The 13,147-nt window shown below is 53.7% G+C and carries 14 protein-coding genes, 3 tRNA genes and 2 pseudogenes; 10 read left to right on the forward strand and 9 right to left on the reverse strand.

Annotated features, from left to right (window positions below):
• Positions 1–27: 27 nt before the first annotated feature.
• Positions 28–279 carry a DUF2766 family protein gene (locus GXP72_RS14435; RefSeq protein WP_008500405.1) on the reverse strand — a complete coding sequence of 84 codons (252 nt, stop codon included), beginning with the start codon at positions 277–279 and terminating at the stop codon, positions 28–30.
• 107 nt (positions 280–386) lie between these two features.
• Positions 387–470: a stress response protein AzuC gene (azuC, locus tag GXP72_RS14440; RefSeq protein WP_014884364.1), complete on the reverse strand. Its 84-nt coding sequence runs from the start codon at positions 468–470 to the stop codon at positions 387–389.
• A gap of 234 nt (positions 471–704) precedes the next feature.
• On the opposite strand from azuC, the gene yecR reads away from it, so the two are divergent.
• Entirely contained in the window at positions 705–1,043 is a 339-nt protein-coding gene (gene yecR / locus GXP72_RS14445) for a YecR family lipoprotein (protein ID WP_024909785.1), read from the forward strand.
• Between the two features lie 204 nt (positions 1,044–1,247).
• Positions 1,248–1,742 (forward strand): annotated as a pseudogene (gene ftnA / locus GXP72_RS14450) (non-heme ferritin); the annotation flags it as partial.
• Positions 1,743–1,781: 39 nt separating this feature from the next.
• Here the strand turns inward: ftnA and GXP72_RS22720 are convergent.
• Positions 1,782–2,123, reverse strand: a complete 342-nt coding sequence (locus GXP72_RS22720; RefSeq protein WP_032646247.1) for a hypothetical protein — start codon at positions 2,121–2,123, stop codon at positions 1,782–1,784.
• 216 nt (positions 2,124–2,339) lie between these two features.
• On the opposite strand from GXP72_RS22720, the gene tyrP reads away from it, so the two are divergent.
• Positions 2,340–3,551: a tyrosine transporter TyrP gene (gene tyrP, locus GXP72_RS14455; RefSeq protein ID WP_208763031.1), complete on the forward strand. Its 1,212-nt coding sequence runs from the start codon at positions 2,340–2,342 to the stop codon at positions 3,549–3,551.
• A 33-nt stretch (positions 3,552–3,584) separates the two neighbouring features.
• Here tyrP and GXP72_RS14460 read toward each other — a convergent pair whose 3' ends face one another.
• Complete coding sequence (locus tag GXP72_RS14460) at positions 3,585–4,253, reverse strand: YecA family protein (protein WP_024909782.1); 669 nt, start codon at positions 4,251–4,253, stop codon at positions 3,585–3,587.
• A 424-nt stretch (positions 4,254–4,677) separates the two neighbouring features.
• On the opposite strand from GXP72_RS14460, the gene GXP72_RS14465 reads away from it, so the two are divergent.
• From GXP72_RS14465 to GXP72_RS14485, 5 genes are all read left to right on the forward strand, one after another.
• A complete protein-coding gene (locus GXP72_RS14465) occupies positions 4,678–5,799 on the forward strand; it encodes a branched-chain amino acid ABC transporter substrate-binding protein (RefSeq protein WP_023312277.1) in 1,122 nt (373 codons plus the stop codon).
• Between the two features lie 99 nt (positions 5,800–5,898).
• Positions 5,899–6,813 carry a branched-chain amino acid ABC transporter permease gene (locus tag GXP72_RS14470; RefSeq protein WP_032646250.1) on the forward strand — a complete coding sequence of 305 codons (915 nt, stop codon included), beginning with the start codon at positions 5,899–5,901 and terminating at the stop codon, positions 6,811–6,813.
• A gap of 11 nt (positions 6,814–6,824) precedes the next feature.
• Positions 6,825–8,099, forward strand: coding sequence for a high-affinity branched-chain amino acid ABC transporter permease LivM (gene livM, locus GXP72_RS14475; RefSeq protein WP_024909780.1), 1,275 nt, complete (start codon positions 6,825–6,827; stop codon positions 8,097–8,099).
• Complete coding sequence (locus tag GXP72_RS14480; protein ID WP_208763032.1) at positions 8,096–8,971, forward strand: ATP-binding cassette domain-containing protein; 876 nt, start codon at positions 8,096–8,098, stop codon at positions 8,969–8,971. Before livM ends, GXP72_RS14480 begins: the two co-directional genes overlap by 4 nt.
• A complete protein-coding gene (locus tag GXP72_RS14485; protein ID WP_061714855.1) occupies positions 8,968–9,684 on the forward strand; it encodes an ABC transporter ATP-binding protein in 717 nt (238 codons plus the stop codon). The genes GXP72_RS14480 and GXP72_RS14485 overlap by 4 nt, the downstream gene beginning before the upstream one ends.
• A gap of 278 nt (positions 9,685–9,962) precedes the next feature.
• Here the strand turns inward: GXP72_RS14485 and GXP72_RS14490 are convergent, their stop codons facing one another.
• Positions 9,963–10,640, reverse strand: a complete 678-nt coding sequence (locus tag GXP72_RS14490; protein ID WP_208763033.1) for a DUF2076 domain-containing protein — start codon at positions 10,638–10,640, stop codon at positions 9,963–9,965.
• Positions 10,641–10,791: 151 nt separating this feature from the next.
• On the opposite strand from GXP72_RS14490, the pseudogene GXP72_RS22725 reads away from it, so the two are divergent.
• Together GXP72_RS22725 and GXP72_RS14495 are read left to right on the forward strand one after the other, a co-directional pair.
• A pseudogene (locus tag GXP72_RS22725) lies at positions 10,792–11,004 on the forward strand (hypothetical protein); the annotation flags it as partial.
• 12 nt (positions 11,005–11,016) lie between these two features.
• Positions 11,017–11,646: a hypothetical protein gene (locus GXP72_RS14495; RefSeq protein ID WP_232473024.1), complete on the forward strand. Its 630-nt coding sequence runs from the start codon at positions 11,017–11,019 to the stop codon at positions 11,644–11,646.
• A gap of 496 nt (positions 11,647–12,142) precedes the next feature.
• Here the strand turns inward: GXP72_RS14495 and GXP72_RS14500 are convergent.
• The 4 genes from GXP72_RS14500 to pgsA form a co-directional block, all read right to left on the reverse strand.
• Positions 12,143–12,229 (reverse strand) — tRNA-Leu (locus GXP72_RS14500).
• Positions 12,230–12,240: 11 nt separating this feature from the next.
• Positions 12,241–12,314 (reverse strand) — tRNA-Cys (locus tag GXP72_RS14505).
• 46 nt (positions 12,315–12,360) lie between these two features.
• A tRNA-Gly gene (locus GXP72_RS14510) sits at positions 12,361–12,436 on the reverse strand.
• A gap of 152 nt (positions 12,437–12,588) precedes the next feature.
• Positions 12,589–13,137 (reverse strand): CDP-diacylglycerol--glycerol-3-phosphate 3-phosphatidyltransferase, encoded by a 549-nt coding sequence (gene pgsA, locus GXP72_RS14515; protein ID WP_023336158.1) that lies wholly within the window; start codon positions 13,135–13,137, stop codon positions 12,589–12,591.
• Positions 13,138–13,147 lie beyond the last annotated feature (10 nt).

Raw genomic sequence — 13,147 nt, forward strand, 5'->3', positions numbered from 1 at the left:
ACACATGCCGTCGCCCATTTCCCGATTTTAGTGGGATTCACCCTGCGGCGTGAATCGCAGTTCAATCAGCGCGATGGCTTTCTGGATCGCACGAAGCGTAACCGGGTCAGCGGCAGCGGGATGGCTGGCGAAATCGATGTTTTTCAGCTGCGTAGACATCTTCTCGCGCACTTCAACCGGCGCAATCACGTCCAGAACATCAAGGATTTGTTTGATAACCAGCTGACAGGCGACAACGTCAGAGACCAGTTCCTGATCGGCGCTCAGGTTTTGTGACATGGGGTTTTCTCCTTATTTAAAGGCCGCCATAGTAGCAAAACACACCCCTGGCATCTTCCCTTCATCGCCTGCAGGTATAAAAAAACCCGCCGAAGCAGGTTTTTTTATCAGAACATGGCGCCCGGCGGCACGTCTTTGAAGGTGCGGCAGTAATTGGCCCACATACTTTTCAGGATTTTGCGCAGTTTCACGATGATGCTCCATTAACTTGTTATACAACTTTATTATCAACGTGCCTATAATATGACCACCATCACAAAAATCAACACTTTTGTGATGCGCATCACATTTATATCAGGGCATGGCCTGAAAGCGCTCACCGCGGACCCGTTGCGAAGAGTGAGGGCAGATTGTCCGGCTATTCCAGCCATTGCAGCGGGCATCTGCGGGTACGATAACGTATTTCCATCCACTCAGAGCGAATCATGAAAAGAGTCATTGTAGCCGGTACAATCCTGCTGCTCGCGGGATGTACCATTAACCGCCAGGCTGAAGTCAGCAGCCTCGACGCGCCGAACGGCATCGTCCGCCTCGACTACGGCCAGGCTGCGCTGCAAAATGCGTATTCCGATGAGTATGTGAATAACGGCACGGCGGCAAAAGCGTGTCAGAGCATGGGTTATGCCACTGCCTCAGCCTATGGTCAGCCCATTAAAACCTGCACTCTGACCAGCGGCTCTTTGTGCCTGAACGAGAGCGTGACCATCCAGTATAAATGTATGGGTTACGCCGTTAATCCTAAGTCAACTAATCCGTGGTATTAATCGAAGCTGCCAGCGCATGCTGGCAGTTTATTTCATTACGAACAAAAATAATTCTCATTAATAAGTTATAAAAATCGCCAATGCGTTTTATTCCCATTCGTATTTTAAATAAATAAAATAAAGATTTTACGTTTTGCAAATAATTAAATAACAAATTATAGTGTCGCTCATTGTGAACCAGAAATAATAATCCGGAGCGTCACCATGCTGAAAACTGAAATGATCGACAAGCTCAACGCACAAATGAACCTTGAGCTTTTTTCATCCCTGCTCTACCAGCAGATGAGCGCCTGGTGCAGCTACCACAGTTTCGAGGGCGCTGCCGCGTTTCTGCGTCGTCACGCTCAGGAAGAGATGACCCACATGCAGCGTCTGTTTGATTATCTGACAGATACGGGCAGCCTGCCGCGCATTGAAACCGTGGCATCACCGTTCGCTGAGTATAATTCTCTTGATGAACTGTTCCGCGCCACCTACGAGCACGAGCAGCTTATCACGCAGAAAATTAACGAACTGGTTCATGCCGCGATGACCAGCCAGGATTATCCAACCTTTAATTTCCTGCAGTGGTACGTCGCTGAGCAACACGAAGAAGAGAAGCTGTTTAAATCCGTGCTGGATAAATTATCTCTGGTCGGGAAATCCGGCGAAGGTCTTTACTTTATTGATAAAGAACTCTCCACTCTTGATACGCAGAATTATTTTCAGCGCGGTGCCGGTTTCCGGCACCGCGTTAATTTACATACACCCCGCACAGCTGGTGCAACGCCAGTCATGGGGATTCACGGCCTGGTAAAAATAGCGGTAGCTGGACGTCTCCAGCGGAATACCCACCTCGAAAAACAGATCCGTTAACCAGTCGACATTCTCGATGATCCACTCATCTTCCTGTAAGCCTTGTGCAAAGGTTTCATCTTCAGGATCAATAACCGAATAGATTGCCCAGGTGCCCATATCCTTTTCGCGACGGGACTCGGGAAGGTTCAGGGGCTGATTCTGCCAGCTGATTATCCAGTGACCATGGCACAACAGGTTACCTCCCCGGCTCCATGCCGCGGTAAAGGGATTCTCCCCTGCCATAAGACCCTCACTTAATTTGATAATTTGTATTTATTGTTTACGTTACGCCGGAATGTCGCGCAGCAGTATTGCCCTTATGAGGTAGGCACAGGCCTGGGTCATTAATACGTAAATAATTTTTTACACCACTTGTAACGGTGATTTGACGAGTAACGGCTTTTCCCTTACTCTGCGCCGCAGATTTTGTCGCGGTTAAGAAGCGTTGTAGAGGAAAGCGTGAAAAACAGAACTCTGGGAAGTATTTTTATCGTCGCCGGAACGACAATTGGCGCAGGAATGCTGGCAATGCCCCTGGCAGCCGCGGGCGTGGGATTTGGCATGACCCTGCTGCTGCTGGGAACGCTCTGGGCGCTGATGTGTTACACCGCACTGTTGCTGCTTGAGGTTTACCAGCACGTACCCGCCGACACCGGTTTGGGTTCGCTTGCGGCGCGCTATCTCGGACGCTACGGCCAGTGGATAACCGGCTTTAGCATGATGTTCCTGATGTATGCCCTGACCGCCGCCTATATCAGCGGCGCCGGAGAGCTCATCGCCTCCAGCGTCAACGACTGGTTTGGCTCTGACATTACCCCTGCGACGGGCGCCATCTTCTTTGCGCTCATCGGCGGCGGCGTGGTCTGCGTGGGCACATCCCTGGTCGATCTGTTTAACCGTTTTCTGTTCAGCGCTAAAATTCTCTTCCTGTTTGTCATGCTGGTGCTGCTGGCGCCGCACGTGCACAAGGTTAACCTGCTGACGCTGCCGCTGGAAAAAGGGCTGGCGCTCTCCGCGATTCCGGTCATTTTCACCTCGTTTGGCTTCCACGGCAGCGTGCCGAGCATCGTCAGCTATATGAACGGCGATATCCGAAAACTGCGCCGCGTCTTTGTTATCGGTAGCGCGATCCCGCTGATTGCCTATATTTTCTGGCAGCTGGTGACGCTGGGCAGCATTGACTCTTCAACCTTTATTGGGCTGATGGCGCAACACGCTGGCCTGAACGGTTTTCTGCTGGCACTGCGCGAGGTCGTCACCTCCCCACACGTGGAGCTGGCGGTACACCTGTTTGCCGACCTGGCGCTGGCAACCTCATTCCTGGGCGTGGCGCTCGGCCTGTTTGATTATCTGGCCGACCTGTTCCAGCGCCGCAATACCGCGGCCGGACGGTTACAGACGGGCGCAATTACCTTCCTGCCGCCGCTGGCGTTCGCGCTGTTTTATCCGCGCGGATTTGTGATGGCGCTGGGCTACGCAGGGGTAGCGCTGTCGATCCTTGCCCTCCTCCTCCCTTCCCTGCTGGCATGGAAAAGCCGTCAGCAACATCCTCAGCAAGGGTATCGCGTGGCGGGGGGAAAACCGCTGCTGTGCGTTGTGTTTGGCTGCGGGGTGGTGATTATTCTGGTGCAGGTGTTGATTGCAGCCGGGATGCTGCCGGAAGTGGGTTAAATAAAAAAGGGGCTGTCATCAGCCCCTTTTTTATCAGTGCAAACAGCAGCTCTTAAACTTCTTCCCGCTGCCGCAAGGACACGGATCGTTACGCCCGACCTTTGTGCCGTTCACAATCGGCTTCTTCGCTTCCGGCTGCTGCGGGTTGTTTACCCAGTATTGATATAAACGCAGTGCCGCAGGCTGGATGCTCTCGATGCTGGCGATGTACTCCTCTTCGGACAGTTCATCCAGCTTGTCGCTGTTCTCTTCCGTTCCGTGCAGCGCAATCACTTCAAGATCGGCCTTCAGGGCTTCCGGCAAGGCAGACCAGTCCGTCAGCGCCACGCCGCGCATGTAGCCGTAGCACCACTCTTCCACCACGGTATAACTCTCACCGTCAACGTCGTTATAGCCAAACATCGGTTCGAACTGATCCGGGTATTCGCTCAGACGCTCGGCAATATCGTTCATGTGCTTAAAGCAGAGATCGATAAAACGGTTCATTTCCCGATCGTTTTTCCAGCGCGGAATGTACTTCTCGCCACCCCAAACCGCCACCAGCCAGGCATCTGGCTCAACGACAACAGGACCGGAAAGCACTGCGGTAAGCATGCCGTCCAGTTCGGACACGTCAATTACGGACGCGTCATCATGACCGTAAGACATTAACGTCTCTTCAAGCCACGCCATTTCGCTTTCATTCAATGGGCCTTCAGTCATCGCTGATACTCCTGCAAAAAGGAAACGATCCTAACACATATCTCCCCCCTCTCCGGGCTGAAGTTTAGGTCTTTATTGCTGCAAAAACGTGCAAACCGTGACCTTTGCACAACTTATGGGCTTTATTGTTAACGATATGTGATCTCCGCTGTAATTTCTTCTCCTCCCGCAAGGCGGCATAACGCGGCGCTCTATACTCAAACATGTCGCATGCTCGTCAATGGGTTAACCATTCTGGCAACGTTTTTGCTTAACGTTCTTCGCGCGTCCCTGCGCAGGGAAATCTCGCCGTAATATGCAGGATGCCGTCTGTATCTTGTTCGTTTAGTGCATTTTGTTCTTGCTCGTGTTTCGGATTGGCTGCGCCGTCGGGCGTTCGGGTTTACGCCGTGGTGCAAAAACCTCTTTGCTAAGGAACATAATAATGTCGCTGAAATTTATCAGAACTCCTCTTTCTCTTGTGTTGGCCGGTTGCCTGGTGACGGCGTTTTCCGCCCGGGCAGATATTGTGATTGGCGTGGCCGGACCGTTCACGGGTCCGAACGCCACCTATGGCGATCAGTACTGGCACGGCGCTACGCAGGCCGCTGAAGACATTAATGCCGCAGGCGGCATTAACGGTGAGAAAATCAAACTGGTTCAGGGGGATGATGCCTGCGAGCCCAAGCAGGCCGTAGCCGTCGCCAACCGTTTAGTTGACCAGGATAAGGTCAACGCCGTGGTCGGCCATTTCTGCTCCTCTTCAACAATGCCCGCATCCGAGGTGTATAGCGACGCAGGTATTATTGCGATTACCCCCGGCTCAACTAACCCACTGATCACCGAACGCGGCATGAGCGATATGTTCCGCATGTGCGGCCGCGACGACCAGCAGGGTCAGGTTGCCAGCGACTTCATCATCGACAAGCTGAAAGCCAAGCGTGTGGTGATCATTCACGACAAAGACACCTATGGTCAGGGTCTGGCTGACGCCACCAAAGCGGCACTGGCGAAACGCGGGGTTCAGGATGTGATGTACGAGGGGTTATCCCGCGGTGAAAAAGACTTTAACGCGCTGGTCACCAAGATCGGCGCGCAAAAACCGGACGTCGTGTTCTTCGGTGGCTGTCACCCGGAAGCCGGTCCGCTGGTTCGCCAGATGCGTGAGCAGGGCGTACAGGCAAAATTCTTCTCCGGGGACTGTATTGTCAACGAGGAGATGGTGACCGCCGCGGGCGGCCCGCAGTATACCAATGGCATTTACATGACCTTCGGTAAAGACCCGCGCCTGATCCCGGACGGTAAAGCGGTTATCGAGAAATTCCGCGCCGGTAAATTCGAGCCGGAAGGTTACACCCTCTACTCCTATGCCTCCGTACAGGCCATTGCCGCGGCCTTCAAGGCCACCGGCGGCAAGGACTCGGCCAAAGCCAGCGAGTGGCTGAAGGCCAATTCCGTCGACACGGTGATGGGCAAAAAAGCCTGGGACAGCAAAGGCGATCTGAAAGTGTCTGACTACGTGGTTTACCAGTGGGACGACAAAGGGAAATATAAGGAAGTGCAGTAACGGGACGGAGTCACGCTCAACGTCGGCGGGCCTGCCCGTCGGCGCGTAATAAACATCAGGCTGCGCGGCTCGCGCAGCCTATAAAACGAGCGCGCTAAGATGAGTACATTCTTCCTGCAACAGTTAATCAATGGCTTAACGCTGGGTTCCGTCTACGGCCTGATCGCCATCGGCTACACCATGGTGTACGGCATTATCGGGATGATCAATTTCGCCCACGGCGAAGTGTATATGATTTCCGCCTATCTCTGCGCCATTGGCCTGGCGCTGCTCTCGTTCTTCGGCCTGCAGTCCTTCCCGCTGCTGATCCTCGGCACGCTGGTGTTCACCATTGTGGTCACCGGGGTGTACGGCTGGACTATCGAGCGTATCGCCTACAAGCCGCTGCGCAACTCCACGCGCCTAGCGCCGCTGATCTCCGCCATCGGGATGTCGCTTATCCTGCAAAACTACGCGCAGCTGAGCCAGGGCCCGCGCCAGCAAGGGGTACCGACCATGCTGGACGGCGTCATTCGCCTGCATCTGGGCGAAGGGTTCGTGCAGATAACCTACACCAAAGTGTTTATCCTGGTTGCCTCGTTTGCCGGCATGCTGGTGCTCACCTGGATAATCAACCGTACCCGGCTGGGGCGGATGTGCCGTGCGGTCCAGCAGGATCGCAAAATGGCCTCCATTCTGGGCATTAATACCGACCGGATTATTTCGCTGGTCTTTGTCATCGGCGCGGCGATGGCGGGCCTGGCGGGGGTGCTGATCACCATGAACTACGGCACCTTTGATTTCTACGTCGGGTTTGTGATCGGTATTAAAGCCTTCACGGCGGCGGTACTTGGCGGCATCGGCTCCCTTCCCGGCGCGATGCTCGGTGGCCTTATCCTGGGTGTGGCGGAAGCGCAGTTCTCGGGCATGGTGAACTCGGACTATAAAGATGTCTTCTCGTTCGGCCTGCTGGTCATGATCCTTATTTTCCGTCCTCAGGGCCTGCTTGGACGCCCGATTGTGGCCAAAGTGTGAGGGAGAAAATGATGACATCACACGGTTTTTCACTTAAACGCTGCATTCTGGACGCGATTTTTTCCGGGCTGATTGCGCTGATTATCTTCGGCCCCATCGCGGGCGTGGTGCTGGACGGGTACAGCTTTAACTTCGCCGGGCAGAGACTGGCCTGGATGGTTGGCATCGTCATGTTCGGACGCTTTCTGTTGAGCGCCTTTTTAGGTACCGCCCCGGGGGCCCGTTTCCAGGCGCGCTTCGAGGCCGATAGCGCGGGCGTTTATGTCCGGCCGCCGGAATACAAAAGCCGCATGCGCTGGATTATTCCTCTGGTGATTACCCTTGCGATTTGCTTTCCGTTTGTCGCCACTAAATATGTGCTGACCGTCGCCATTCTCGGGCTGATCTACGTGCTTCTCGGTCTGGGGCTGAACATCGTCGTGGGCCTGGCCGGTCTGCTGGATCTGGGATATGTCGCGTTCTACGCGATTGGGGCGTACGGTCTGGCGCTGGGGTACCAGTATCTCGGCTTAGGCTTCTGGAGTATGCTGCCGCTGGCGGCAATCATGGCCGCCGCCGCAGGCGCCCTGCTCGGCTTCCCGGTGCTGCGCATGCACGGTGACTATCTGGCCATCGTCACCCTCGGGTTCGGGGAGATCATTCGCCTGATACTGAACAACTGGCTGACCTTCACCGGCGGCCCCAACGGCGTGTCTGCCCCTCCCCCGACTTTTTTCGGTCTGGAATTTGGACGACGCGCGAAAGAAGGCGGCGTGCCCTTCCACGAGTTTTTCCACCTGACCTACAACCCGAACATGAAGTTTATCTTTATCTACGCGGTACTGTTCCTGGTGGTGATGCTGGTGCTCTACATTAAGCACCGCCTGACGCGGATGCCGATTGGTCGGGCGTGGGAAGCCCTGCGTGAAGACGAAATTGCCTGCCGCTCAATGGGGTTGAACCATGTTCTGGTGAAGCTGTCCGCCTTTACGCTGGGCGCGTCGACCGCGGGCATTGCCGGGGTGTTCTTCGCCACCTATCAGGGGTTCGTGAATCCAACCTCCTTTACCTTCTTTGAATCGGCACTGATCCTCGCCATTGTGGTACTGGGCGGTATGGGCTCGACGCTGGGCGTGGTGCTGGCCGCCTTTGTGCTCACGGTCACGCCGGAACTGCTGCGCAGTTTTGCCGAGTATCGCGTCCTGCTGTTTGGCATGCTGATGGTGGTGATGATGATCTGGCGTCCACGCGGTTTGATCCGCATTAACCGCAGCGGGTTTGCCGTGCGTAAGGGCGTCGCACCATGAACGAAACGATATTACGCGTTGAGCATCTTATGATGCACTTTGGTGGGATTAAGGCGCTAAACGACGTCAACCTGGACGTGCAGCGCGGCTCCATTACCGCCCTGATTGGGCCAAACGGGGCGGGAAAAACAACCGTGTTTAACTGCCTGACGGGCTTCTACAGAGCCTCCGGCGGCAACATTTTGTTTAACACCCGCAATAAAACGACCAACGTGATTCAGGTCCTTGGACAAAAATTCCAGCCGGGTGACTGGATTAACCCCGCGCAGTTCGGGCAACGTCTGTTCTACAAAATGTTTGGCGGAACCCACCTGGTCAACCGAGCCGGGCTGGCGCGCACGTTTCAAAATATTCGTCTTTTTCGCGAGATGTCGGTCGTGGAAAACCTGCTGGTCGCGCAGCATATGCGGGTGAACCGCAATCTGCTCGCCGGGATCCTGAATACGCCGTCCTACCGGCGGGCGGAAAGCGACGCCCTGGACAGAGCCTTCTACTGGCTGGAAGTGGTGGATCTGGTGGAGTGCGCCAATCGCCTGGCGGGAGAGATGTCGTACGGCCAGCAGCGGCGTCTGGAAATTGCGCGGGCAATGTGCACTGGGCCAGAAATGATCTGTCTGGATGAACCCGCCGCAGGGCTGAACCCGGTTGAAACGCATAAGCTGAGCAGCATTGTTCGCTTTCTGCGGGATCACCATGACATCACGGTATTACTGATTGAGCATGATATGGGGATGGTGATGGACATTTCGGACGACATTATCGTGCTCGACCACGGCGATGTGATTGCCAGAGGAAAACCCGAGCAGATCCAGCATGACGAAAAGGTCATTGCCGCCTATCTGGGCACGGATGAAAGCGAGGTCACCCTATGAACGAACCGCTGCTGGCTTTTCGCGAGGTGGATGTGTTTTACGGCGTCATTCAGGCGCTGAAGCAGGTCTCCCTCGAGGTGAATAAGGGTGAAACCGTGGCGCTGATTGGCGCAAACGGCGCGGGTAAATCGACATTGCTGATGTCCATCTTTGGTCAGCCTCGTATTCGCAACGGACAGATCCTTTTCCGCGGTGAAGATATCAGCCATAAGTCCACCCACTACGTCGCGTCCGGCGGCATTGCGCAGGCGCCGGAAGGCAGACGAATCTTCCCGGATATGACCGTTGAAGAGAACCTGCTGATGGGGACCATTCCCATCGGCAGCCAGTTTGCCGCTGAAGATATGCAAACCATGTTTGACCTTTTCCCTCGTCTTAAAGAGCGGCGTAAACAGCGCGCGATGACCATGTCAGGCGGGGAACAGCAAATGCTGGCGATCGCCCGGGCGCTGATGAGCCGTCCGAAGCTGCTGCTGCTGGATGAACCGAGCCTGGGCTTAGCCCCGATTGTGGTGAAGCAGATCTTCCAGACGCTGCGCGAGCTGGCCCGCAGCGGCATGACCATTTTTCTGGTGGAGCAGAATGCGCACCACGCATTGAAGCTATCTGACCGGGGGTATGTGATGGTGAACGGACAGATCCGGCTGAGCGGCAGCGGTGAGGAATTGCTGGGCAATCAGGACGTGAGGAAGGCGTATTTGGGCGGGGTGTGATTTGACACCTGCCGAATGGGCTTATGCCGTGATGGATCTTTTCGGCACATACGGGATAGAAGCACTGGAGGATACGTTAGTCGATATCGCCTCTTTGTTTGGATTGCTTCCGGCAGTACTTACAGGTTTGTTAGTAAGAAAAGCAGTAAAAAGAATGTGACTTATGAGCCTTCAGGCTTAGCCTCGAAGGCTTTTTTGACTCGGAAACGCAAAACCCCGAAAGTTGGATACCCAACTTTCGGGGTTCACTTCATTTCTGTGGTTTCACGATAACGTCGTTAAATAAAACTGTCGTCGTCATTGCTATAGTCGTCATCTACATCGTCGTTCTGCCAGGTGTCGTTATTATTGCCGAACGGATCGTTCTGGTTGAGGAAACGGGTGTCAGAGACGTTATTAACGTCGCCGTATTGATTACCGACCAACGGTTCACCACCGACAGGCATTGTCGGTTCTTCGATAATGTTCACGATCTCTTCCGGCCGCGACTGATGGAACATGCTGGTAAGCATCTCGGCCAGCGCGATGCCACCGGCCACGCCAGCGGCTGTCTGGAGTGCGCCAGCCATAAAACCGCCGCCGCGAGTAGCCGGCGCTGGCGCCCGTGAGTAATCCTGCGCCGGTGGCTGTTGCGGCTGGGCATTCCAGCTGTTGTCAGGCTGCGGGTTACTTTTCCCACCACCAAACAGGCCGCCGAGGAAACTGTCGCCCGTCGAGGGTTTGCTTTTTTGCGCGGCTAATTCGCTTTCAAGCTCCAGAACGCGGGCCTGCAGGCGTTTCAGCGCCGCTTCCTGAATCAAAATCGATTGCGCCATATAGTAGGGGGCCGCAGGCTGCTGTCTGACGAATTCGGCGATCTGACGCTCTGCATCTGCGTCCCGTTGGCTGTTTTGTTGTCCGGCCTGTTTCAGACGCTCGAAAAGGCCGTTGATAAGCTGCTGTTCTTCATATTGCATGACAATAACCTTCCGCTCTCCAGGGTGGATACCAACCAGTTTATCAGCGGCGGCAACCTGTGTCTGGCGAGTGAAATCTTTGTTTAAGATTGGTTGCAGGTTTGCTGAAAATCGCCCTGCTTTCCGGGCTTGATATTAGAGAATTAGGCTTAACGTTCTGGTATGGCAGCAAATTCTCGGGCACAGCACGATCGTGATGACGATGAGATACGCTCACTTCGCGCTAAACTGGAGGCACAAAAAAACCACCATTCGGTGGTTTCACGACACTGCTTATTGCTTTGATTATTCTTTGTTTCCCATGGTAGCCGGAGTGGGACTTGAACCCACACAGCGCAAACGCCGAGGGATTTTAAAACTATAAGGAAGGTTAGAAATGGACAGCGCGAAATCCTGGCTGAAGAGTCTGGGTGCTGGCGATTCCGGCTTCCAGGTTTCTGTAGCGCAGGGAATGCTCTATTTTCCGGTTAGCATGTATTACCTCGGTTATGACTTCATAGACACGGCTCATCGCCATGCTAATTTTGATGGTCGTGTGAGGATGGCGAACATGTTCAAACGAGGAATATCGGTTACTCAGGAAACTCAAAAAATAGTTAACGCTGTTATCAGAGAGTTCATGTCAAAAGTTAACATGGATAATATTCAGGGGATTGCACAAAATTTTACCGGCGTAATGGCTGGTAAATTCATATTCGCTGAGCTAACCGGAGTAAAACTAGGTGCTGCCGTATCGTCACGCATTATGACCTCGTTCGCCGCAGGCGTGGTCATCGGAAGCGCTCTCACAATTGGCGCAGAAACATCGAGAGCTATCTATACGGCTAGAAAGCTTGAAAACCAGAACCCTGTACTCTACTACCGACTTAAGAGTATGGGTGATTTAGATCTTCTGTATTTTCTTGTTGAAGAAAAATTGAAACCTTTTCTTGACGCATGCAGCGTAGCAGATGTAAACAAGCATGAATTTAACGAAGTATGTAAATACTTTTTTGGTGGGTTATGAACGCTCAGGACATTATCAAGTTAATAGCATCCCGAATTTTGCGCGGGTTGGGAATGGGAATTGCTTCTGCGGGCCTATTGTCCTGTATTTACTTCTTTTCATTTTCAAAAGACGAATCCCGTTTTATCTGGGGTGCAGCGTCAGGTGCTCTCATTGTCCTTGGTTACTTTATATACCGAATTGCGATACTCAAGGTTTTTGACGAACGTTGAAGACCTCAATTGCTCATACTCCATCAAAAAGCCCACCGATTGGTGCGCCTGGCGTTAGAGGGTCAGGGTTAACTGCTTCCTACCATAATGAGATGACGGAAAAGCATCGGATGGGATGAAATCAGCTGGTAACTTATCGCGTGGTGCGCGTTTGGTTGATGATCGCGGGGCAGTAATGCCCTCTTCTTGTGTCGAAGATGAATGGTGAAAAATAGACAATAAAAAACCACCTTTCGGTGGTTTACACGACACTGCTTATCATTGATTTTATTCTAGTTTTCCCATGGTAGCCGGAGTGGGACTTGAACCCACACAGCGCGAACGCCGAGGGATTTTAAATCCCTTGTGTCTACCGATTCCACCATCCGGCCAGGGAAGAAAGTGGAGGCGCGTTCCGGAGTCGAACCGGACTAGACGGATTTGCAATCCGCTACATAACCGCTTTGCTAACGCGCCGTAAAACTTTTCAAACTGACACCCGCTACTGCGTATGTCTTTAATCTGGAGCGGGAAACGAGACTCGAACTCGCGACCCCGACCTTGGCAAGGTCGTGCTCTACCAACTGAGCTATTCCCGCATGTCATCAAGTAATTGTCTAACCACTTGATTTCATTATCGTCCGGCTGACTGTGCCGCCGTTCGATGCGTTGCATTCTACTGATATGACGTTATGAGTCAACGTTATTTTTTACATCCCCGGATCGTTTGCTGAAATTTACGGCGAAACGATCACTGATCAAGCAAATCCCCGCGCGCAGCGTTCAAATATTGCAGCATGGACCACAGCGTCAGCACTGCCGCGACCCACAAGAGGCCAATCCCCGCCCACTCAACCCAGGCGTTCGGACGCCAGAGCATCCAGACCAGCGCGGCCATCTGCGCCGTCGTTTTGACTTTACCAATCCACGAGACCGCTACGCTGCTGCGTTTCCCCAGCTCCGCCATCCACTCGCGCAGTGCAGAGATGATGATCTCACGGCCGATCATGGTTGCCGCAGGCAGCGTTACCCACCAGGTATGATAGTGCTCGGCCACCAGCACCATGGCGATAGCGACCATCACTTTGTCCGCTACCGGATCGAGGAAGGCACCGAAACGGGTGCTTTGATTCCAGCGGCGCGCCAGATAGCCATCAAACCAGTCTGTTACCGCTGCAATCAGGAAGAGCAATGCGCAGGCAAAAGGTGCCCAGACAACCGGCAGGTAAAACGCCAGCACAAAGAACGGGATGAGTACAACACGAAAAAGAGTGAGCAACGTAGGGATATTATATTGCATAGTGACGGTA

The sequence above is a fragment of the Enterobacter sp. SES19 genome, assembly GCF_011765665.1.
Taxonomy (GTDB): Bacteria; Pseudomonadota; Gammaproteobacteria; order Enterobacterales; family Enterobacteriaceae; genus Enterobacter; species Enterobacter pseudoroggenkampii.

What these genes read in the sequence shown, in the direction of transcription:
- livM (WP_024909780.1), top strand. Translation starts at nt 6,825, where the DNA reads ATGACATCACACGGTTTTTCACTTAAACGCTGCATTCTGGACGCGATT.
- yecR (WP_024909785.1), top strand. Translation starts at nt 705, where the DNA reads ATGAAAAGAGTCATTGTAGCCGGTACAATCCTGCTGCTCGCGGGATGT.
- pgsA (WP_023336158.1), bottom strand. Translation starts at nt 13,137, where the DNA reads ATGCAATATAATATCCCTACGTTGCTCACTCTTTTTCGTGTTGTACTC.
- GXP72_RS14470 (WP_032646250.1), top strand. Translation starts at nt 5,899, where the DNA reads ATGAGTACATTCTTCCTGCAACAGTTAATCAATGGCTTAACGCTGGGT.
- GXP72_RS14435 (WP_008500405.1), bottom strand. Translation starts at nt 279, where the DNA reads ATGTCACAAAACCTGAGCGCCGATCAGGAACTGGTCTCTGACGTTGTC.
- GXP72_RS14465 (WP_023312277.1), top strand. Translation starts at nt 4,678, where the DNA reads ATGTCGCTGAAATTTATCAGAACTCCTCTTTCTCTTGTGTTGGCCGGT.
- GXP72_RS14495 (WP_232473024.1), top strand. Translation starts at nt 11,017, where the DNA reads ATGGACAGCGCGAAATCCTGGCTGAAGAGTCTGGGTGCTGGCGATTCC.
- GXP72_RS22720 (WP_032646247.1), bottom strand. Translation starts at nt 2,123, where the DNA reads ATGGCAGGGGAGAATCCCTTTACCGCGGCATGGAGCCGGGGAGGTAAC.
- GXP72_RS14490 (WP_208763033.1), bottom strand. Translation starts at nt 10,640, where the DNA reads ATGCAATATGAAGAACAGCAGCTTATCAACGGCCTTTTCGAGCGTCTG.
- GXP72_RS14485 (WP_061714855.1), top strand. Translation starts at nt 8,968, where the DNA reads ATGAACGAACCGCTGCTGGCTTTTCGCGAGGTGGATGTGTTTTACGGC.
- GXP72_RS14460 (WP_024909782.1), bottom strand. Translation starts at nt 4,253, where the DNA reads ATGACTGAAGGCCCATTGAATGAAAGCGAAATGGCGTGGCTTGAAGAG.
- GXP72_RS14480 (WP_208763032.1), top strand. Translation starts at nt 8,096, where the DNA reads ATGAACGAAACGATATTACGCGTTGAGCATCTTATGATGCACTTTGGT.